This window comes from Chroococcidiopsis sp. CCNUC1 (genome assembly GCF_023546805.1).
In the GTDB taxonomy this organism is placed as follows: domain Bacteria; phylum Cyanobacteriota; class Cyanobacteriia; order Cyanobacteriales; family Chroococcidiopsidaceae; genus Chroococcidiopsis; species Chroococcidiopsis thermalis.
Genome location: NZ_CP097480.1, coordinates 6270500 through 6290102, shown reverse-complemented (window position 1 = coordinate 6290102; position 19603 = coordinate 6270500). Strand labels below are relative to the sequence as shown.

21 protein-coding genes are annotated in these 19603 nt (G+C 46.3%); 11 read left to right on the top strand and 10 right to left on the bottom strand.

Annotated features, from left to right (window positions below):
• Positions 1-127: 127 nt before the first annotated feature.
• From M5J74_RS29095 to M5J74_RS29085, 3 genes are all read left to right on the top strand, one after another.
• Complete coding sequence (locus tag M5J74_RS29095; RefSeq protein WP_009632497.1) at positions 128-226, top strand: photosystem II reaction center protein T; 99 nt, start codon at positions 128-130, stop codon at positions 224-226.
• 195 nt (positions 227-421) lie between these two features.
• On the top strand, positions 422-955 hold the full coding sequence (gene nrdR / locus M5J74_RS29090; protein ID WP_015157351.1) for a transcriptional regulator NrdR: 534 nt from the start codon (positions 422-424) through the stop codon (positions 953-955).
• Positions 956-1201: 246 nt separating this feature from the next.
• Complete coding sequence (locus tag M5J74_RS29085; RefSeq protein ID WP_015157350.1) at positions 1202-2272, top strand: 30S ribosomal protein S1; 1071 nt, start codon at positions 1202-1204, stop codon at positions 2270-2272.
• Between the two features lie 209 nt (positions 2273-2481).
• On the opposite strand, the gene M5J74_RS29080 is transcribed toward M5J74_RS29085, so the two are convergent.
• A complete protein-coding gene (locus tag M5J74_RS29080) occupies positions 2482-3024 on the bottom strand; it encodes a GNAT family N-acetyltransferase (RefSeq protein WP_015157349.1) in 543 nt (180 codons plus the stop codon).
• 130 nt (positions 3025-3154) lie between these two features.
• Here M5J74_RS29080 and M5J74_RS29075 point away from each other — a divergent pair, with 130 nt between their 5' ends.
• Positions 3155-3892: an HAD family hydrolase gene (locus M5J74_RS29075; protein ID WP_015157348.1), complete on the top strand. Its 738-nt coding sequence runs from the start codon at positions 3155-3157 to the stop codon at positions 3890-3892.
• Positions 3893-4050: 158 nt separating this feature from the next.
• Positions 4051-4953: a class II fructose-bisphosphate aldolase gene (locus tag M5J74_RS29070; protein WP_250014761.1), complete on the top strand. Its 903-nt coding sequence runs from the start codon at positions 4051-4053 to the stop codon at positions 4951-4953.
• Between the two features lie 9 nt (positions 4954-4962).
• Here M5J74_RS29070 and M5J74_RS29065 read toward each other — a convergent pair whose 3' ends face one another.
• The 7 genes from M5J74_RS29065 to M5J74_RS29035 all read right to left on the bottom strand — a co-directional run bounded on the left by M5J74_RS29065 (position 4963) and on the right by M5J74_RS29035 (position 11378).
• The gene (locus M5J74_RS29065; protein WP_015157346.1) at positions 4963-5235 is read right to left on the bottom strand and encodes a hypothetical protein; all 273 of its coding nucleotides are present in this window, start codon (positions 5233-5235) and stop codon (positions 4963-4965) included.
• Positions 5236-5404: 169 nt separating this feature from the next.
• Positions 5405-5620, bottom strand: coding sequence for a hypothetical protein (locus M5J74_RS29060; protein WP_250014753.1), 216 nt, complete (start codon positions 5618-5620; stop codon positions 5405-5407).
• Between the two features lie 389 nt (positions 5621-6009).
• Entirely contained in the window at positions 6010-7590 is a 1581-nt protein-coding gene (locus M5J74_RS29055) for an NAD(P)H-quinone oxidoreductase subunit 4 (protein WP_015157345.1), read from the bottom strand.
• The gene (locus tag M5J74_RS29050) at positions 7577-7762 is read right to left on the bottom strand and encodes a hypothetical protein (protein WP_250014751.1); all 186 of its coding nucleotides are present in this window, start codon (positions 7760-7762) and stop codon (positions 7577-7579) included. Before M5J74_RS29050 ends, M5J74_RS29055 begins: the two co-directional genes overlap by 14 nt.
• Complete coding sequence (locus M5J74_RS29045; RefSeq protein WP_106218935.1) at positions 7759-9825, bottom strand: NAD(P)H-quinone oxidoreductase subunit 5; 2067 nt, start codon at positions 9823-9825, stop codon at positions 7759-7761. Before M5J74_RS29045 ends, M5J74_RS29050 begins: the two co-directional genes overlap by 4 nt.
• A gap of 323 nt (positions 9826-10148) precedes the next feature.
• On the bottom strand, positions 10149-10511 hold the full coding sequence (locus tag M5J74_RS29040; RefSeq protein ID WP_015157343.1) for a co-chaperone YbbN: 363 nt from the start codon (positions 10509-10511) through the stop codon (positions 10149-10151).
• 153 nt (positions 10512-10664) lie between these two features.
• A complete protein-coding gene (locus M5J74_RS29035; RefSeq protein WP_250014749.1) occupies positions 10665-11378 on the bottom strand; it encodes an NnrU family protein in 714 nt (237 codons plus the stop codon).
• Between M5J74_RS29035 and M5J74_RS29030 the strand changes: the two genes are divergently transcribed.
• The 3 genes from M5J74_RS29030 (at position 11370) to M5J74_RS29020 (ending at position 14253) form a co-directional block, all read left to right on the top strand.
• Positions 11370-11570, top strand: coding sequence for a hypothetical protein (locus tag M5J74_RS29030; RefSeq protein WP_250014747.1), 201 nt, complete (start codon positions 11370-11372; stop codon positions 11568-11570). The genes M5J74_RS29035 and M5J74_RS29030 overlap by 9 nt on opposite strands.
• A gap of 186 nt (positions 11571-11756) precedes the next feature.
• Positions 11757-12764, top strand: a complete 1008-nt coding sequence (locus M5J74_RS29025) for a LysR family transcriptional regulator (RefSeq protein ID WP_015157340.1) — start codon at positions 11757-11759, stop codon at positions 12762-12764.
• A 139-nt stretch (positions 12765-12903) separates the two neighbouring features.
• Positions 12904-14253 (top strand): serine/threonine-protein kinase, encoded by a 1350-nt coding sequence (locus M5J74_RS29020; protein ID WP_127022718.1) that lies wholly within the window; start codon positions 12904-12906, stop codon positions 14251-14253.
• On the opposite strand, the gene M5J74_RS29015 is transcribed toward M5J74_RS29020, so the two are convergent.
• Positions 14233-14469, bottom strand: coding sequence for a hypothetical protein (locus M5J74_RS29015; RefSeq protein WP_250014745.1), 237 nt, complete (start codon positions 14467-14469; stop codon positions 14233-14235). The two genes, M5J74_RS29020 and M5J74_RS29015, sit on opposite strands and share 21 nt — an antisense overlap.
• Before the next feature lie 21 nt (positions 14470-14490).
• Between M5J74_RS29015 and M5J74_RS29010 the strand changes: the two genes are divergently transcribed.
• The 3 genes from M5J74_RS29010 to M5J74_RS29000 all read left to right on the top strand — a co-directional run bounded on the left by M5J74_RS29010 (position 14491) and on the right by M5J74_RS29000 (position 18539).
• Positions 14491-15912 (top strand): ABC transporter substrate-binding protein, encoded by a 1422-nt coding sequence (locus M5J74_RS29010; protein WP_106171011.1) that lies wholly within the window; start codon positions 14491-14493, stop codon positions 15910-15912.
• Between the two features lie 30 nt (positions 15913-15942).
• Positions 15943-16665, top strand: a complete 723-nt coding sequence (locus M5J74_RS29005; protein WP_015157337.1) for an MgtC/SapB family protein — start codon at positions 15943-15945, stop codon at positions 16663-16665.
• A gap of 431 nt (positions 16666-17096) precedes the next feature.
• Positions 17097-18539 (top strand): ABC transporter substrate-binding protein, encoded by a 1443-nt coding sequence (locus M5J74_RS29000; RefSeq protein ID WP_015157336.1) that lies wholly within the window; start codon positions 17097-17099, stop codon positions 18537-18539.
• A 39-nt stretch (positions 18540-18578) separates the two neighbouring features.
• Here the strand turns inward: M5J74_RS29000 and M5J74_RS28995 are convergent, their stop codons facing one another.
• Positions 18579-19541: an AEC family transporter gene (locus M5J74_RS28995; RefSeq protein ID WP_106547944.1), complete on the bottom strand. Its 963-nt coding sequence runs from the start codon at positions 19539-19541 to the stop codon at positions 18579-18581.
• Positions 19542-19603: the final 62 nt, after the last annotated feature.

Here is a 19603-nt window from a genome sequence, read left to right as displayed (position 1 = left end):
TGAGGTCAGTTGTTAAGAACGGTTAAATATATTGTCGGGAAACAATTTTTCTAGCAGTTAATGTAACCGTTCTTTTCTTTTGATTGATAAACTATCAGTAAGAAGGAAGTCGTTAGGGAATACTGACATGGAAAGCGTTGCTTACATTTTGATTCTCGCGCTAGCTATTGGTACTCTATTCTTTGCCATAGCTTTTCGCGAACCACCTCGTATTGAGAAAAAGTAAATTTTTTCGGCTTAATTCGCTAAAAATAGCCAAATCATATCCATTTTCCACCGCTGTTATCGTCCTTGATAGCAGCGGATATTCCTTTATCAGGGAGCAGGGAGCAGGGAGTAGTTAGAAGTCAGGAGGTTAGTTAGATAGCTCCGATCCCTCATCCTTCCCTTACCCCTTACCCCTTATCCCTTACCCCTAGCTATGCAATGCCCTTTCTGCCAGCATCCAGATAATCGCGTTTTAGAATCGCGTTCTGCGCAAGCGGGACAGAGTATCCGTAGGCGACGGGAATGTTTGCGTTGTCATCGCCGCTTTACAACTTACGAACGGATTGAATTTGTTCCAATTACCGTTCTGAAACAGAATGGCGATCGCCAGTTATTCGATCGCTCTAAAGTTTTACGAGGAATTGTCCGCGCTTGCGAGAAAACGGGAATTTCGGCTTTGCGGATGGAAGCGATCGTCGATGAAATTGAAGCAGAACTGCAACAACGTGTCTCGCGGGAAGTTAGCAGTTTGGAAATTGGCGAATTAGTCCTCAAGCACCTGCGATGCGAGAGTGAAGTTGCCTACGTGCGTTTTGCTTCTGTTTATCGCCAATTTCAAACTATGAAAGATTTTGTCGAAACTTTGGACGATCTGTCGCGTCAGGAAGCCTCAAATAATATCCCGATTGAAGGTGAATATTGCCAGTGCCATGAATCCCCAGCTCATACTGTGGCGATCGCCGACTGAGAGATTTTATCGCGATCGCCTCCATAACTCAAACTCTATCGACTCGAACTACATCTAAAGAATTTCAGTAAATTTATTCGCAAAGCTCAGTTATAATTGTGAGTCTGTACTTAAATTGCGTTTAGATTAACTTCTCCTACGTTAGGATGGAATCAGAGATGTAGGTGTAATCTGCCTACGCTCGCCTTGCATATACATCGAGAGGAGGAAAAACCTTTCGGAGACTATTCCCAGGAAACAACCAGCATGGTCAATCAGAAAACACTTACTACAGAAATAGGCTTTACTCACGAAGATTTCGCGGCTTTACTCGACAAATACGATTACCACTTCAGCCCTGGCGACATCGTAGCTGGTACGGTATTTAGCATGGAGCCACGGGGCGCTCTGATTGACATTGGTGCTAAGACCGCTGCCTACATTCCCATCCAAGAAATGTCGATAAATCGGGTGGATGCTCCAGAAGAAGTTTTGCAGCCCAACGAAACGCGGGAGTTTTTCATTCTTACCGATGAAAACGAAGACGGACAGCTAACGCTTTCGATTCGCCGCATTGAGTATATGCGAGCTTGGGAGCGCGTCAGACAGTTACAAAACGAAGATGCAACGGTGCGATCGCTCGTATTCGCTACAAACCGTGGCGGCGCACTCGTGCGAATCGAAGGTCTGCGCGGATTTATTCCTGGTTCCCACATCAGCACTCGCAAGCCTAAAGAAGAGTTGGTCAGCGAGGAGCTACCGTTAAAGTTTCTAGAAGTTGATGAAGACCGCAACCGTCTGGTACTTTCACACCGTCGCGCTTTAGTCGAGCGCAAGATGAACCGCTTGGAAGTTGGCGAAGTCGTCATCGGTACGGTACGCGGGATCAAGCCTTACGGTGCATTTATCGATATTGGTGGTGTCAGCGGTCTGCTGCACATCTCGGAAATCTCCCACGACCACATCGATACACCTCACAGCGTCTTCAACGTCAACGATGAAGTCAAAGTCATGATTATTGACTTGGATGCCGAACGGGGTCGGATTTCTCTGTCTACAAAACAGCTAGAGCCAGAACCAGGCGACATGATCAAGAACCGCGACTTGGTTTACGATAAAGCAGAAGAAATGGCTGCGAGATATCGCGAACAAATGGCAGCTAAGCAACAAGGAATCGATCTAAATGCTCCTGCTGAGGTAGAAGAACCAGTAGCAGTGGAAGAAGAGATTCCGGCGGCTACCGAAGAACCTGTTGCTGTCGATACCGAAGAACCTGTTGCTACCGATGCTGAGGAATTGCCAGCATCTGATGAGGATTTGCCAGCAGCAGTTGAGTAAAAAAATTATGCAAATCGCATGTAGAGACGTTACATGTAATGTCTCTACACCAAGGAGGGTTAAACCCTCTTTTTTTGTGGCGATTGCTTCTGGTGGAATAATGGGTTGTAGGGGCGCACAGCCGTGCGTCCTTACCAAATCGCCAGATCTCGGAGGGCGGGTTTAGCCCTCAGATTGATTTGTAGTTAGACATGTCGATAAACCCGCCTCTACGATCGCGCGATCGCCTTACTCATGGGGACAAACTCAATCCTGACTTCATTGCCAATTGTGTAGACAACGCGATCGCTACCCGCGTACCCGTATGCTCGATACAGTTTCACTCCTGGTAAGGTTGCCATTAATTCCAGCGATCGAAAACCACTGGCTTGAGCTTCCATTTCACATCGTTGTAAAATCGCTCTGCCGATGCCTTGTCTTGCCCAGTCGGGATGAACGAAAAAAGCCCGAATCTTTGCCGCATCATAGTTGGGATCGAGATAGCCTGACTCGCGATCGCTATAGCGATCGCCGCCAAATAACGTTTTGCGTTTACTCCAACCACCGCACCCCACCAACATTTGAGCAGCCTCGGCAACGAAGTACGTACCATCTACAATCAGATCTGTATCGACACCAAAAACCGTAGCGATCGCCGCCTCAATCTGCTCGTCAGTGTAATCTTCTCGACTCAATCCCCGTGCAGACGCAGCAATTAATCGTTCGATTTGGACACGCTCGTCTAGGCGTGCTTGTCGTAAAATGAAGTCCATTGCTAAGCAAAGTCAAAAGTCAAAAGTTAAAAGTCAAAAGTTAAAAGGCTGAAAGCTCTATTGCACTGAGGCAGAAATACCTGTTCCAGAAAATTACAGTAAATCTCAGGCAGAAGCGTAACACAACACGATGGTAACAATTCAATGTAAAGACAAGCGCTTCAGTAATATCCAAGCAATTGTCTTCGATAAAGACGGCACGTTAGAAAATTCTGAAGAGTATTTGCGCAATTTGGGACAAAAGCGATCGCGCCTGATCGATGCTCAAATTCCTGGGATTGGCGAACCCCTGCTGATGGCATTTGGGATTAATGGCGATCGCCTCGATCCGACAGGACTGTTAGCCGTAGGTAGTCGGCGCGAAACGGAAATTGCCGCAGCTGCTTATATTGCCGAGACTGGGCGCAGTTGGTTCGAGTCCTTGGCGATCGCGCGTCGTACCTTTGAGGAAGCTGACCAGTATATCGGTACTGCCCCTTCACCCTTATTTGTAGGCAGCTTAGAAGTCTTGAAATATCTCAGCGATGCTGGCATTAAACTGGGAATTCTTTCCGCTGCCTCTACAGAACGAGTCCGCGCCTTCGTCCAACGCCATCAACTGGAAGCTTACGTACAGCTACAAATGGGCGTAGATACTATAATCAGCAAACCTAACCCCGCCCTGTTTTTACAAGCCTGCTTATCCTTGGGTGTAGCACCCCACGATACCTTAATGGTAGGAGATTCTGCTGCCGATATTGAAATGGCACGCAATGCAGGGGCAGCGGGTTGTATTGGCATTTGCTGGGGCAGACCCGAAGCCGCTCATTTAGAAGCAGCCGACGTGGCAATTTCTCAACTCGATGAAATTCATGTGGTAGAAGTGTAGACTAATTAGCATCTGTACGGACAGATTTATCAAGCGATCGTAACTCCGACAAAGATGGTGGATGGAGCGCCCCCTTATGAGAGTACAGGCGGGTTTATCGGCAGAATTATTTGTTTATTACAGATGTTTGACTTTTAACTTTTGACTTTTAACTTTCTATGCTTGCTTCTACTCAAGAACTCCTCCAAACAGCACGACAGAATATTTACGCGATTGGAGCTTTTAATATCTATAACTTGGAAGGAGTAAAAGCGGTAGTGAGTGCAGCCGAGACGCATCGTAGTGCTGCCATGTTGCAGATCCATCCGAGTGCCTTAAAGTACGGGCGATCGGCTTTAGTAGCAATGTGTTTAGAAGCCGCACGCGCTGCTACAGTCCCTATTTCCGTCCACTTAGACCACAGTACCAATGCTAATGATATTCGCCAAGCCCTCACCGCAGGTATGAACTCAATTATGGCGGATGGCTCTCATTTACCATATGCAGAAAACATGGTGTTTACGCGAGAGATGACACGGTTGGCTCATAAATCTGGTGCAATTGTCGAGGCTGAAATTGGTCGCATCAGCGGTACTGAAGATGGCTTAACGATCGCGGAAAAAGAAGCCAAAATGACCGATCCTGCGCAAGCAGTTGAATTCGTCCGCGCAACGCAGGTAGATGCTCTAGCGGTAACGATTGGTAACGTTCACGGAGAATATAAAAATCCGCCCCGTTTGGATTTCGATCGCCTTGCCCGTATTCGCCGCTTAATTGATATTCCCCTTGTCTTGCATGGTGCTTCAGGGTTGCCAGGGTGGATGATTAGTCGTTCGATTCAATTAGGCGTGTGTAAGTTTAATGTCAATACTGAAATACGACAAGCTTATATGCGATCGCTCAAACAGGAAGTTTGCGCGGGTAATGGTAGCGACTTACTCGATATAGCAGGCGTAGCGATCGCGGCAATGCAGGAAGCGATCGCCGAAAAACTGCACCTGTTCGGTTCTGTGGGCAAGGCACACTTGCACGAAACCCCCTACGCGCGATCGCTAGCGGGATTAGAACGTTTTTCCCATTAAATATTCAAATTAAACCGCAGCAGACTTCATCGGATACATATCTCTCTGTTGTTCGGTGAGTTCCTCCCAGAGTCTATCCATTGCTGAATCCACAACCGAACCAACAACAGCCCCCAGCAGCGAGCCGACTACCGATCCCCCCAGAGAACCAACTAAAGAGCCAAGAAGTGCCGTACCAATCGAACCGCCAATGCCTCCTACAATTGCCCCCGCAACTGACCCAACCAACGAACCGCCAATAGAACCAACGAACGAGCAGAAAAGAGAGCCAAGTTGAAACATCTCAGTGCGCTCCTGTAGTTGTAGATTTATTCTCTTACAGTACAAGAAATTTCTCTTTTTATAATAGTATGGATCGAAATTTTAACTTTTAAAAATTCATGCTTTATTAGCGAGATTCAAATATAAGGTGAGCATTGCCCACTTTTTTATTAAGTAGCTATTTCACAAATTAGACGTTTTTTAACTTTGAAACCTTGCAATCGTGCAAATCAGCATAGAGAGGACTATGACCAATATCAATTAATCCTAAAAATTGACTGCTATCCTTTGGGAGATCGCTGATTTCAATTAATATACCAAAGGATTTAATTCTATTTACTTTTGCCCAAAATTTATGACCAATAGGATCTCGCTGCTTTAGCAAAAGCCATTGTTCATCATTCATGTTCATCGGTAGGATTGGTAGGTATAAAGCTAGTATTTATCAACTAGAATACACTGTAGAATTACAGCGCAATACGAGATAAAAGCGTGGAAAGGTTAGAACATAAAAGTAAGTATCCAGACTCACCTTGAACTTAAGTTCGAGGCTAATAGCACAAGTCTACTGAAGTAGACTAACAACGATCTTGCAGCCGGACTTATCCGACTTAGGCTATAAGACTGTGAATTGATTCACAGGCGGGTGTTGCAATTGATGCAAGATCTCAGCTTTCACCTTTTGCCTGAAAAGTTTTTCTTTCTGTCTCCTGCCCTCTGCCATCTGCCATTATCAACAATAAAATACCCCTACCGACAACGCGGCAAGGGCTGAAAAAATCTCGTACAAGCCAACTATTCGATCGCCAACTGAGGCGCTTTCAAAGATACAGCTGGTGTTAGCTTTTGTTCTGCTAATGTTGGCACTGATTCCCTTAAATGAGCTGTCAGTTGTATGGTTGTTGCATCGTACATTTGAGTCAGCATTTTCGGGTACAAACCAATACCGATAATTGGTACTAGCAGACAAGCGATAATAAATATTTCTCGCGGTTCGGCATCAATTAAAGCTTCGTGAGAAGTTAATTCTTTGTTTTCTTGCCCGTAGAAAATCTCTCGCAGCATGGAAAGGAGATAAATCGGCGTCAAGATCACACCGACTGCCATCAGAAAGACGATAATCACTTTGAAAGTGGGGTTATAAGCATCGCTAGTTGCAAAGCCTACAAATACCATCAATTCTGCAACAAAACCGCTCATGCCTGGCAGTGCCAAAGATGCCATCGAACAAGTCGTCCACATGGCGAAAATCTTCCGCATCTGTTGCCCGACACCACCCATTTCATCCAACATCAGGGTATGGGTGCGATCGTATGTTGCCCCAACGAGGAAGAATAGACTCGCGCCAATCATCCCGTGGGAAATCATTTGTAAAATCGCGCCATTCAATCCTAAATCGGTGAAGGAAGCGATCCCAATGACCACAAATCCCATGTGAGAAATTGAAGAATAAGCAATTTTGCGCTTCAAGTTCCGCTGGGCAAAAGATGTTAAAGCAGCGTAGATAATATTTACTACCCCCAGAATTACCATCGCCGGGGCAAAGAAAGCATGAGCATCGGGAAGCATCCCCGCATTCATCCGAATCAGGGCATAGCCACCCATTTTCAGCAGAATACCAGCCAGCAACATATGTACTGGGGCTGTCGCTTCACCGTGGGCATCGGGTAGCCAAGTGTGTAACGGGAAGATTGGTAATTTTACGCCGTAGGCAATCAGAAAAGCCCCATACAGCCAAAGCTGAAAGTTAAGGGGAATATCTTTAGCAGCCAGCGATCGCATGTCAAACGTTACGGTATCGCCGTAAAATGCCATCGTCAAACCAGCTACCAAAATAAATAGCGATCCGCCAGCAGTGTACAAAATGAATTTGGTTGCAGCATACTGCCGTTTCTTACCACCCCAGATTGCCAGCAACAAGTAGACAGGAATCAGTTCTAGTTCCCACACTAGGAAAAACAGCAACATATCCTGTACGGCGAATACAGCAATCTGTCCGCCATACATTGCCAGCAACAGAAAGTAGAACAGGCGGGGTTTCAAAGTTACGGGCCAAGCCGCTAGAGTTGCCAGCGTCGTGATAAACCCTGTCAAAATCACCAAGGGCATCGACAAACCATCGACCCCTACCGACCAATTCAAGTCCAATTGAGGAACCCAGGCGTATCTTTCCACCAATTGCAACTCTGGATTAGCCAGATCGTACTGAGTGTAAAATGCGTAAACGATAATGGCAAAATCAATTAGCCCCACTACCAGAGCATACCAGCGCCCTGTCGATCCCTCTTTAGAAGGTGGCAGTAGCGGGATGAATAGCGAGGCAACGATTGGAAACAGAATGATTATTGTCAGCCAGGGAAAATTAGCTGTATTCATCTCTAACTAGGGAATAGGGAGTAGGGAGTCGGGAGTCGGGAGGGGGAGACAAGGGAGAGGGGGGAGACAAGGGAGAGGGGGAGAATTTTGTCCTCCTTGTCCTCCTTGTCTTCCTTGTCCCCCTTGTCCTTCTTCTGTCTCCTGTCTCCTGTCTCCTGTCTCCTGCTATCAAGTTACGCCGAACACGATTACCATACCGAGGACTGCGGCAAACACAATCAAGGCATAGAATTGGGCGCGACCGTTTTCTAGGTATTTTAAGCCTTCACCGCTGATGAGCGTAAAGAAGCCCGTGAGGTTCACCGCACCATCGACAACGCGATAATCGACTTCCATCACTTGACGGGCAAGGCGACGGCTACCTTGGACGAACACTTTGTCGTAAATGTCGTCAAAGTACCACTTATTGAGCGATAGCTCGTAAAGCGGTCGAATTTTGGCGGCGATCGCGGCAGGATCGATCTTGCGCCACAAATACATCAACGAAGCCAAAGTAATTCCTATCAAAGAAATCCCTACCGAAGCCCCTGCCAAAGTGTAGAATTCTGTCGGCTCGAACTCGGCAGCTTTCTCCATCGCCATAGCTAAGGTTTCGCTGGGAGGATAGATAAATTCCTCAAAGTAATTAGCAAACGGCGTACCCACCAGACCAATCAGCATCGACGGGATAGCTAGGACTACCAAAGGTAGAGCCATCGTCCAAGGAGACTCGTGGGGATGTTCGCTGTGTCCGTGGCTATCATGGCTGTCGTGGCTGCTAGCGGTTGCTGCCAATTCTCGCGTATCCATCGCCCCTGGTCCAAAATTAGGTACGAGGGCTGCCGATTTCAGTTCGTGGCGGATTTCCATTTCATTGCCTCGGAATTTCCCTTCAAATGTCGAGAAATACATCCGAAACATGTAGAAAGCCGTAATTCCTGCTGTCAGGTAGCCTACACCCCAAAGTAAAGGATTCGTGGCAAAAGCTGCCCCTAGAATCTCGTCTTTCGACCAAAAACCAGCAAAAGGCGGAATTCCCGAAATTGCCAAACAGCCAATTAAAAAAGTAATTGCCGTGACTGGCATATAGCGCCGCAATCCTCCCATGAGTCGCATATCCTGCGCCAAAACGGGGTCGTGACCGACAACAGCTTCCATCCCGTGGATGACTGAGCCGGAGCCAAGGAAGAGCATTGCTTTGAAGTAAGCGTGGGTCATTAAGTGGAACAATCCCGCGCCATACGCGCCTAAACCCATTGCCATCACCATATAACCCAATTGGGAGATGGTGGAATAAGCCAAGCCTTTCTTAATGTCGTTTTGAGTAATTGCGATCGTTGCCCCTAAAAATGCCGTAAACGCACCAGTATAGGCAATCACATTCATTGCTGCTGGGATGCCTTCAAACAAGGGATACATCCGAGCGATCAAAAATACCCCAGCTGCTACCATCGTCGCCGCGTGGATCAAAGCTGAGATGGGGGTGGGACCTTCCATCGCGTCCGGTAGCCAGACGTGCAAGGGAAACTGAGCTGACTTGGCAACTGGTCCTAAGAATACGAGAACGGCGAATACAACTGCCAAGAAACTGCTGATAGAACCTGATTCAACCAGAGTTTGCAACCGTTCGCCAATTTCGCCAAACTCAAAGCTGTTGGTTGCCCAGTAAAGCCCTAGAATGCCCAACAATAAACCAAAGTCACCCACACGGTTGACGACAAATGCTTTTTGACAAGCATCTGCTGCTGCCTTGCGATCGTACCAGAACCCAACTAGTAGGTACGAACACATCCCCACTAATTCCCAGAAAATATAAATCTGGACGATATTTGGGCTGACCACCAGACCGAGCATGGAAGAACCAAACAAACTCAGGTAGGAATAGAAGCGCACGTAACCTGGGTCGTGAGCCATGTAACCATCGGTATACACCATCACTAGCAAAGCTACCGTGGTCACTACCACCAACATCATGGCTGTCAGATGGTCGATCGTATATCCCATACTTAAATGGAAATTTCCGGCTGCTGCCCATTCCAGGGTTCTGGTATAGGGCGCGTGTCCTTGGATTTGACTCCAAAGAATCGCGAAAGACAGTACCGTTGCTGCTCCCATTAAAGAGATGACAAATACAGCATTGAGTTGCCGCAGGCGGTTAGTCGCCTGATTTGCCGATATTAACCCCAGACCGACCAGCATCGCCCCGACCAAGGGTAACACCGGAATCAGCCAGGCATATTGATAGATAGCTTCCATCACTTGCGCCTACTTTGAGAACTTTACTACTAACTTACTCAATGAAGCTATTAGCTTTTTTGTCATTTGTCATTTGTCATTTGTCATTTGTATGGAACTGAGTACAAATAACTGATGATGAATAACCTCTGACGACTAATCGCTTACTCCAAACTGTTAACAATTGTGACACATGGCTCCGATCGTAAAATACCCCACCTGAGGGAACCTAGATGGGGAAAACTTACTATGACTTTAGCTTTAGTAAGGGGTAGGAGAGTAGTTAGTGGCTAGTGACTGGTGGCTAGTTGCTAGAAAACACTAGTCCCCAGCCACTTATCTTTCTAGCTCCTAGCCCCTATTTCAAGTCGAACGGAGTTAGCGTAGTCGTACTGAATTGACTTTAGGATTTGCCGAAGTTCATCTCGACTGTGTAGGCGATCTAATCGCTGTCTGACAATACCTTTCTCAATCAAAATCAGTGTGGGCAAGGTTGTGAGTCGATAAGTATTGGATAATCTAAAATTTTCATCGGCATTTACGCCCACTATCTTGACGTGCTGGCTACCATGCTTGTGAAACTCTGATAGTACAGGTTGGATTAAATGACACAACCCACACCAGGGAGCCCAAAAATTGACTAAAACTGGAACTGAAGATTCTAAAACTTCTTTTGTAAACGTCCGCTCGTTAACTGACAATATCATGTTTCCTCTAGGCGGAATTATCTGAGTTTGCTATCAACTTGGAATTATGCTACATCGATTCGGGATCAATTCAAAAGTGGGAAAGATCGATTTTGTCAGCTATTGGGGAGTCGGGAATCGCGAACTTCCAAGTAGTTAATTCTGAATTCCCCACTACCAGGGAACTTTGGCTGTAGCTTGGATCAGCAGGGGATGCGATCGCCACAATAAAAAGACAAAAATGGCAACACCTATGTATGCAGGGCGGAGAAATTCTTGCCAATATAATGTTTGCCGTCCCTGCACGATCGCTAGAAAGGGAATGATGGAGGTGCGAGACTTAACTTTTTCAAATGCTTCTGAATAACGTTGACTCAAGCGGCGATCGCCATGCCACACTCCAAAGAGATGATGTAAGACTAAGCCAATGGAAGTGACGAGGGTAAAACTCGTTCCCAACCATAAAGTATGGGCAATACACCAAATCAACTGTCCTACCATCTGCGGATGACGGGTGATGCGAATAATTCCCGTCTCGTAGAGATGGACTTCGGGTTTTTGGACTGCGGCAATTTCCAGTAAATTAAATGTAGCGGGATAAAGAAAGAGGAAAGAAACAGCAGATAGCACCCAAACAATCTCGCGCACGCCTGGGACAGCTTGTACTTGCCAGAGTTGCGCTCCGTCGTAGCGATGGTTGAAAAAGTAAATTACTAAACCGACAGCTAAAGGTAAGCTGACGCTAGCAAATAAGACTCGGTAAAGCCTAGCACCAATTGCTTTTTCTGCCTGCATTCGCAGGGCGGCTAAACCGCTATGGGCGATCGCAAATCCTAGTAATAGACCCAGCATGACAAAATGACTGGGCGTTAGCCAACTGTGATTCATTTTAGGGGAAGGGACAAGGAAGACAAGGGAGACAAGGAGGACAAGGGAGACAAGGAGGACAAGGGAGACAAGGGAGACAAGGAAGACAAGGAAGACAAGGAAGACAAGGGAGACAAGGGAGACAAGGAAGCGAGAATAACCAACTACCCATTACCCATTACCCATTACCTCTCACCACCCACTTTCTATTAGTAAATTTTATATATTTTGTTCCTGTAAAGCTCCGATCGCGAATTATTAGGTAACTTTATATATTAATGTGGTGTTAGGGTCATTTTCGCGGAATGTTTCCCACTTTGAGCAGATGACACATTCGCGCTCTCTCACTAATCGAGTAGGTTGCCTGAAGTCTCCTTTCGTATTCATGGATATAGCTGTATGTCTGACCTACCTTTCACCTTAGATCAGTTACGCATTCTTAAAGCGATCGCTGCTGAAGGGAGCTTCAAGCGTGCCGCTGACAGTCTTTATGTCTCTCAACCTGCGGTGAGCTTGCAGGTGCAAAACTTAGAGCGGCAATTGGACGTGCCTTTATTCGACCGAGGCGGACGTAGAGCGCAACTGACAGAAGCAGGGTATTTGCTGCTCAACTATGGCGAAAAAATTCTCAGCCTCTGTCAAGAAACCTGTCGGGCAATTGAGGATCTGCAAAACCTTCAAGGCGGAACTCTGATTGTCGGTGCTTCTCAAACTACTGGCACGTACCTTTTACCCCGCATGATCGGCATGTTTCGGCAAAAATATCCTGATGTCGCGGTACAGTTGCACGTCCACTCAACTCGGCGCACTGCTTGGAGCGTGGCAAACGGACAGGTAGACTTAGCGATCATCGGTGGCGAAATTCCCTCAGAGTTACATGAATCTTTACAGATCGCTCCTTACGCCGAAGATGAGCTAGCCCTGATATTACCAGTGCTGCACCCCTTAGCAAAAGCCGAGAAAATCTATAAAGACGACCTCTATAAACTTCAGTTCATCGCTCTCGATTCCCAATCGACCATTCGCAAAGTCATTGACTCTGTATTAACTCGCTGCGAGATCGATACGCGACGACTCAAAATTGAAATGGAACTCAATTCAATTGAGGCAATTAAAAACGCCGTGCAGTCAGGGTTAGGAGCGGCTTTTGTTTCCGTCTCTGCGATCGCCAAAGAGCTACAAATGGGTATCTTGCACCGCTCTGCAATTGAGGGAGTCGTGGTGCGACGGACGCTAGCAGCAATTTTAAACCCCAACCGTTATCGCTCGAAAGCAGCTGATGCGTTTATCCGCGAGATTTTACCCCAATTTACAACTCCAGGTTGGGGCAAGGAACTGTTAGAGTCGCCGCGAGTTGCCAAGGAAACTATAGAAGTCGTAACGCCAGAGGTCGAGGAAGTGAATTGAGTTGTTTGAGCTAGACAGCTAAATTAAAAGCTATAGGAGTGGCTAGTGGTTAGTGGCTAGGGCTAGAAAACACCAGTCACTAGTCACCAGTCACTAGCCACCAGCCACTTATCTTTCTAGCCCCTAGCCTTTGCCGTTCATGGAAGTTTTCTGCACTCGTTTAGGCTGTCCCCGTCCGCTCAATCATTTTACCGATCTCGATAACAGCGCCATTCTCAAAACAACAGAACAAAAGTATTGCACCTGTTGCGGTATGCCGCTAATTTTACAGGGGCGCTATCTACCGGTAAAACTACTAGGACAAGGGGGATTTGGTGCGGCTTTTTTGGCACGCGATCGCTACACGCCTGGGATGCGTCAGTGTGTCGTGAAGCAATTCAAGCCTTCTGGTGACTTGAGCGCGACTCAGCTGATGACTGCCCAAACCCTATTTGAACGGGAAGCAGTCGCCTTAGAACAACTCGGCGATCGCCACGACCAAATCCCCGATTTGTTGGCTTTTTTTGAATTGAGCGTCCCGAGTTGGCAACCCAATAAACAGGAACGTTTTTTTTATCTCGTTCAAGAGTTTATCGACGGTGAAACTCTAGAAGCAGAACTAGAATCTCAAGGTCGGTTCTCCGAATCGCAGGTCTTGCAACTGCTCTACGCCATTTTACCCGTTTTACAGTTCGTTCACGAACAAAAAGCGATTCATCGGGATATCAAACCTTCTAATATCATCCGCGATCGCCACGGTAAGCTTTACTTACTCGATTTTGGTGCGGTCAAACAAGTGACGAGCCAAGCAGGAGGAGCGCAATCTGCTTCGACCGGAATTTATTCTATGGGTTTTGCCCCTCCCGAACAAGTCTCAGGCGGGGAAGTTTACCCTTCTACGGACTTGTATGCCTTGGCTGTAACCGCAGTCAACCTACTCACTGGCAAAAAACCTACAGATTTATATGATGCCGGTCGCAATCAATGGCATTGGCGAATGCATGTTGAAGTTAGCAGTGAGCTTGCCAGCATTCTGACCAAGATGCTATCAGCTCAACCCCAGCAGCGCTATCAGTCAGCTGCCGAAGTCCTTACCGCTCTGCACCAGCTCGATCGCCCCACCCCTATACCATCTACTCCCCCACCAATAACCAGGCGACCTAGTTTTGCTCTGTGGGAGGTTTTAACGGGAGCGGCTTTTAGCGGTTTTGAAGGTGCTTTGCTGGCGATCGCGCTTTCCAGCCTTTTTCCCTCTCCCGCTCTTGGTTGGGCAATCGCCGCTGTGATTTTGAGCGGTCTAGTTTTTGCCTTATCTCGTCGCTGGATCGAAAAAGTAGATTTATTAATTATTTCAGTAATTTCCTTGGTAGTTGTGGTTTTTATTCCTGCCCTGCACGCCAATCTCAGCGTTTCTAGCATTTTGGTTCTGGCGATCGGTGGCGGACTAATTGCAGTTGCCCTCACAGCTTTATTTAAAATAATTTATCAACTACTCGATCGAATTCTTTAACGAGGAAGTAGGGGGTAGAGTGTAGGGAATTGGTAGTTGGTAATGGGTAATGGGTAATGGGTAGTTGGTAGTTGGTAGTTGGTAGTTGGTAGTTAGTGGTAGTTGCCCCTCTGCTCCTCTGCTCCCCTGCCCCTCTGCTCTCTTCTCTCCCTTGTCCCCTTGTCTCCCCCCTCTCCCTTGTCTCCCTTGTCCCCCTTGTCTTCCCCTACTCCCCACTCCCTACTCCCTAGTTCTAATATGTCGCGTAAAAATGAAACAGTGCTTCTGCTACTATCGCTACTAATTACGCTCGGATTAGTAGGGGGAGGAGCTTTACTATTCAGTAATTTTTTTGGCAAATCGTTTGTCGGTATTGGAAATCAATCTAACTCGACTCCTACAGATGGTACTTCTGCAACTGGAAAACCAATTAGTTTTGGTGAGAAAACGTTATTTTCAGGGAAGATATTACCAGCAAAACAGGAAGGAATAGAGGCGATCGCGGCTCGAAATTGGAGTGTTGCAACCGAGAAATTGCAAGTAGCATTAACACAAAATCGCAACGATCCCGAAACCCTAATTTTCCTTAACAATGCCAAGATAGGCGATCGCAAAAGCTACGCAATTGCTGTTGTCGTTCCCACTGGTACTAGTCCTAATGGAAGTTTGGAAGTTCTACGTGGCGTTGCGCAGGCACAGACCGAAACAAATCAAACGGGGAATATTAATGGTGTTCCCTTGAAAGTGGCGATCGTCAACGACAACAATCAAGAAGACCAAGCTCAACAAGTTGCTTCAACTTTGGTCAACACTTCTGAAATTTTGGCAGTTATCGGTCACTGGGCAAGTCAAGTCACCCTTGCCGTTGCACCTATATATGATGAGGGAAAGTTAGTCGCGATCTCTCCTGTCAGTACTTCTGTTAAACTTTCCGGCATCAGTCCCTACATTTTTCGTACCGTTCCCAGCGATTATATTGCTGCAAGAGCTTTGGCAAATTATATGCTGACCAATTTACAGCAAAAGAATGCTGCTGTTTTTTTCAATCCCCAAAGTGCTTACAGCCAATCCTTAAAATCTGAGTTTGTCACAGCGGTTCTACTCGGAGGTGGAAAAGTCACATCTGAGTTTGACTTATCAGACCCTAGTTTTAGCCCAGCTAACAGCATTAACCAAGCCATCAAGCAAGGGGCAAAAGTCCTGATGTTAGCACCTAATACTGGGTCTAGTACTAGCATTATCGATAAAGCCCTACAGGTCGTGCAAGTCAACCGCAGACGATTGCAACTTCTAGGTGGTGATGCCATTTACAACTCAACCACGCTAGAGGTCGCAGGAGACGCGGCTGTGAATATGGTAGTTGCTATTCCGTGGGATATTGATACCGATCCGAAATCTCAGTTCGTGCGTCAGTCACGACAGTTTTGGGGAGCTGAGGTCAACTGGCGTACTGCTCTTGCCTACAATGCAACCAAGGCTTTGACTGCGGCAATGCAGAAGTCTCCTACTCGTGAAGGGATTCAACAAACTCTGACTAGTAATGATTTTTCCACTCCTGGCGCAGCTAATCCAGTGCAGTTTCTTCCCTCTGGCGATAGTAACGCACCAGTGCAGCTAGTACAAGTCGTGCGTCAAGTCAATACAAGTACTGGCTATGATTTCGTACCAGTGCGACAATAGCAATTTGGGTGCAACCAAACGAAAAAAACAATGACTTGGGTAGATTTTGCAATTCGCCTGCTACTGGCATTCATTCTCGGTGCGGCAATTGGCAGCGAAAGACAATGGCGGCGAACTCGCTCGGTACTGAAAACAAATGTGTTGGTGTCTCTTGGTGCTGCTATGTTCGTCATGCTCTCGGCAATGATTCCCGGCGATGCCAGTCCTACACGTATAGCAGCCCAAGTTGTCTCTGGCATTGGCTTTTTGGGTGGCGGTGTAATTTTGCGGGAAGGAACCAGCGTGCGCGGACTCAATACCGCAGCTACCCTCTGGTGTGCTGCTGCCGTGGGTAGTTTGGTCGGGGCGGGATTGCTATTTCAAGCTTATTTTGGCACTTTAGCAGTGGTAGGAGCAAATCTACTTTTGCGCCCGATGGTACAGTGGTTTCAGCAGTTAGACGAGCAATTGATTACGCACACAAAAGCAGAAACTCGCTATTGCTGTCGCCTCATTTGTTTAACTGAAGACGAAGTAGCTGTGAGGGCTGTGCTACTGGCACAAACCACACCAGGACAAATGATATTGAATGAATTGTCTAGTAAAAATATTAACAGTAAAGATCTCGATAACTTCTCTTCAGTAGAAATCAAGGCAGAATATACTTCCAATGGTCGCAACGATCTGTTGATGGAAGAGATTGTCATGCAGTTGCGATCGCAAATAAAAGTGACTGCAATTAAGTGGGAAGTAGTTACAGAAGATACAGATTGAGCGGAGCGCGATCGCCAAACTCTTTACTGCTATAGTTAAGTAAATCTCTTATACGTATAGGCTTAGACTCAGTAAATTTGCGTAAGTAATTTCACGGTTAAAATCAGCTGCATTATATTTTTTCCGTAAAATTACGGTTGGTACGCAAGTAGTTGTGGCTCTATTTTGTTTGGTTATGGGTCAAATCAAATATTATTTATTTATATGTTAAAAAAACCAACTTTCAAGCTGTAGCTTTGTTTGTGGGTATTCATCTCGTACTATTATTGCGATCGCCCAAAGTGCTGTTGCTAAAAAGAATATGATTTAGATCCTTATAGATTCTTCGACATCTGGGTTGTACCAAGTCATGGCGATACAGAAAATATGAGGCTGGGAAAGTTATCTAGAAATGTCTAACAATACTTGACTTAACTCCCGTTCCAAACTTTATGTTGCAAAGCAAAAAAAACACTGTCCTGGTTCTCTATCTCATCGCCCTCTGCTTGATCGGTCCGCTAATTTTTTGGTTGAGTTATCGCAGTGGTAGAGGAGGGCAACAAGCAACTCAACCATCTCTCAATGGATTGCTCAATCCCCCCAACCGCAACCCAGCTTTGCAAAAACGAATTAGTTTAGGTAATAAAGTTTTATTTACTGCCGACAATAATCCAGACAAACAAGCAGGGGTACAAGCTTTTGCCGCAGGAGATTTTTCCACGGCAGTCACCAAATTTAATGCGGCTTTGCAGGTGAAGCGCAACGATCCCGAAACGTGGATTTATTTAAATAATGCTTCGGCAGCTGCAATTAGCAATACAGTTAAGATCGGTGTTAGCGTTCCTGTAGGAGGTAACTTAAACGTTGCCAGAGAGATGCTGCGGGGCGTGGCACAGGCACAATACGAAATTAATCACGGTGGCGGGATTGGCGGCAAGCTGGTTCAAGTGCAAGTTGCCAACGACGATAATAACCCCATTGTTGCCAAACAAATCGCGGCTGAATTTGCCAACGATCCAGATATTCTCGCAGTAGTAGGACATAACTCTAGTGATGCATCCATCGCCGCTGCTCCCATCTATCAAAAAAGCGGTTTGGTGATGATCTCGCCCACGAGCGTAGCGCGTAACTTAAGTGGAGTTGGGAGATTTATCTTTCGGACTACGCCAAATTCAAGAGCGATCGCCGATGCTTTGGCTAGCTACGTCGTGAAAACAGCACGCAAAACCAGAATTGCGATCTGTGCGGATTCTCAGGCAGAAGCAAGTCGCTCGTTTCAAGAGGAGTTCACTTCTAGCGTGTTTGAAAATGGCGGTTATATCACCAGTACCCCCTGCGATTTTGCTGCTACTAATTTTAACCCTAGCGAAATTCCCTCTCAAGCAGTCAGCGATGGAGCAGAAGCTTTGCTGCTAGCACCAGATGTAAATAGAATGGGTCGTGCAGTGGAAGTAGCGCAAGCAAATCGCAGTCGATTGACTTTGTTCGGCAGCCACACAATGTATACGTACGACACGTTGCAGCAAGGACAAGCTGATGTTAATACTATGGTGCTTTCTGTACCTTGGCATCCTTCTGCTTTCCCCAATAGTTCTTTCATTGCCAATGCTAAGCGGTTTTGGGGTGGGGCTGGTAATTGGCGAACTGCATTGACTTACGATGCAACAATTGCTGTTTTCACGGGTTTAAAAGCGAGTACGAATCGCGAACAGCTACAGAAAGCTTTATCTAATACTGGTTTTATGTTTAAAGGGGCAACTGGGATAGTCAAGTTTTTACCGTCAGGCGATCGCCAAGAATCAGGAACTCTAGTCAGAGTTCAGCCTGGTAGATACTCCGGCACTGGTTACGATTTTACTCCCCTACCTAGTTCGGTTGACACGAGCCTTCGTTGATCGAGAGACGACGCAGAGAAGTTCCACGCAGAGTCTCTATTATCTAAATAAATACAACCATAGGGGAAGTACCAGTGGTAGCAAAACCGTACTGAGAACAATCGTACTGGCAGCTAGCGGACGATTGAGGTTGTACTCTTCTGCTAAAATCGCATTGGCGAAAGCACTTGGCATTCCAGACATCAAGACTAAAGCCAAGCGTGCTTCGTGGGGAAATCCCAAGCATGTTATTACCATTCCTGCCAAAATGGGCAGAACAAATGTCTTGATCGTACTGGGAACGATCGCCCCTCGTAGATTTTCAATTCCTTGAAGCCGTGATAATTGCATCCCAATCAACAAAAAAGCTCCAGGTACGACTAAATAGACTATTGCTTGAAGTAAGGGATCGATGAAACTGACAATTTGCCAAGGTTTACTATAGTAACCCAGCGCAAACGCCCATAAAGCAGGAACGCGCAAAATGTCTCGCCATGCAGCTTTCCATTTATTATTTGCTGTGGTTTGCCCAAAATAACTTGCTAAAAATACTCCCAGTCCGTAACTACCAATTAGATTGTGCGTTACGCCATACAACACTACCCAAACTAAATAGTCTTGACTGACAAAAGCTGGAACGATCGCTAACCCGATGAAGCCGGTGTTTCCCAAAATTGAAGCGAGGACAAAACTACCTTGTTCAGCGCGATCGCTAGGATAAAAACTATCGGACAATTGTTTTACCCATGAAACCGAGCGGTACTGAGTCAGTTGTTTGAGTAGCTGTAAACTGACATAAGCTAAGCCCAAACCCAACAGCAATATTGCAATTGTCAAGATTGGGGGCAACCAAATCGATTGCGATAAATTTGACTTGCGCGTCAGTACTAAAATTTGCAAAGGTACACCCAGCCAGTAAAGAAGGCGACCTAGCAAATTGGGAAAGGAACGAGGAATTATTTCTCTTCTGAATAAGAATGCACCCAGACTCGTACAAAAAACGCTTGCTGTAATTTCTATCATCAGTTTCGTTCTATCTCAACAGCACCCATGAATTAGCAATTCAACAACCACATTTTCAAGTT

What these genes read in the sequence shown, in the direction of transcription:
- M5J74_RS29020 (WP_127022718.1), top strand. Translation starts at nt 12,904, where the DNA reads ATGGAAGTTTTCTGCACTCGTTTAGGCTGTCCCCGTCCGCTCAATCAT.
- M5J74_RS29010 (WP_106171011.1), top strand. Translation starts at nt 14,491, where the DNA reads ATGTCGCGTAAAAATGAAACAGTGCTTCTGCTACTATCGCTACTAATT.
- M5J74_RS29035 (WP_250014749.1), bottom strand. Translation starts at nt 11,378, where the DNA reads ATGAATCACAGTTGGCTAACGCCCAGTCATTTTGTCATGCTGGGTCTA.
- M5J74_RS29045 (WP_106218935.1), bottom strand. Translation starts at nt 9,825, where the DNA reads ATGGAAGCTATCTATCAATATGCCTGGCTGATTCCGGTGTTACCCTTG.
- M5J74_RS29060 (WP_250014753.1), bottom strand. Translation starts at nt 5,620, where the DNA reads ATGAATGATGAACAATGGCTTTTGCTAAAGCAGCGAGATCCTATTGGT.
- M5J74_RS29070 (WP_250014761.1), top strand. Translation starts at nt 4,051, where the DNA reads ATGCTTGCTTCTACTCAAGAACTCCTCCAAACAGCACGACAGAATATT.
- M5J74_RS29095 (WP_009632497.1), top strand. Translation starts at nt 128, where the DNA reads ATGGAAAGCGTTGCTTACATTTTGATTCTCGCGCTAGCTATTGGTACT.
- M5J74_RS29005 (WP_015157337.1), top strand. Translation starts at nt 15,943, where the DNA reads ATGACTTGGGTAGATTTTGCAATTCGCCTGCTACTGGCATTCATTCTC.
- M5J74_RS29025 (WP_015157340.1), top strand. Translation starts at nt 11,757, where the DNA reads ATGTCTGACCTACCTTTCACCTTAGATCAGTTACGCATTCTTAAAGCG.
- M5J74_RS28995 (WP_106547944.1), bottom strand. Translation starts at nt 19,541, where the DNA reads ATGATAGAAATTACAGCAAGCGTTTTTTGTACGAGTCTGGGTGCATTC.
- M5J74_RS29065 (WP_015157346.1), bottom strand. Translation starts at nt 5,235, where the DNA reads ATGTTTCAACTTGGCTCTCTTTTCTGCTCGTTCGTTGGTTCTATTGGC.
- M5J74_RS29075 (WP_015157348.1), top strand. Translation starts at nt 3,155, where the DNA reads ATGGTAACAATTCAATGTAAAGACAAGCGCTTCAGTAATATCCAAGCA.
- M5J74_RS29055 (WP_015157345.1), bottom strand. Translation starts at nt 7,590, where the DNA reads ATGAATACAGCTAATTTTCCCTGGCTGACAATAATCATTCTGTTTCCA.
- M5J74_RS29000 (WP_015157336.1), top strand. Translation starts at nt 17,097, where the DNA reads ATGTTGCAAAGCAAAAAAAACACTGTCCTGGTTCTCTATCTCATCGCC.
- nrdR (WP_015157351.1), top strand. Translation starts at nt 422, where the DNA reads ATGCAATGCCCTTTCTGCCAGCATCCAGATAATCGCGTTTTAGAATCG.
- M5J74_RS29040 (WP_015157343.1), bottom strand. Translation starts at nt 10,511, where the DNA reads ATGATATTGTCAGTTAACGAGCGGACGTTTACAAAAGAAGTTTTAGAA.
- M5J74_RS29080 (WP_015157349.1), bottom strand. Translation starts at nt 3,024, where the DNA reads ATGGACTTCATTTTACGACAAGCACGCCTAGACGAGCGTGTCCAAATC.
- M5J74_RS29085 (WP_015157350.1), top strand. Translation starts at nt 1,202, where the DNA reads ATGGTCAATCAGAAAACACTTACTACAGAAATAGGCTTTACTCACGAA.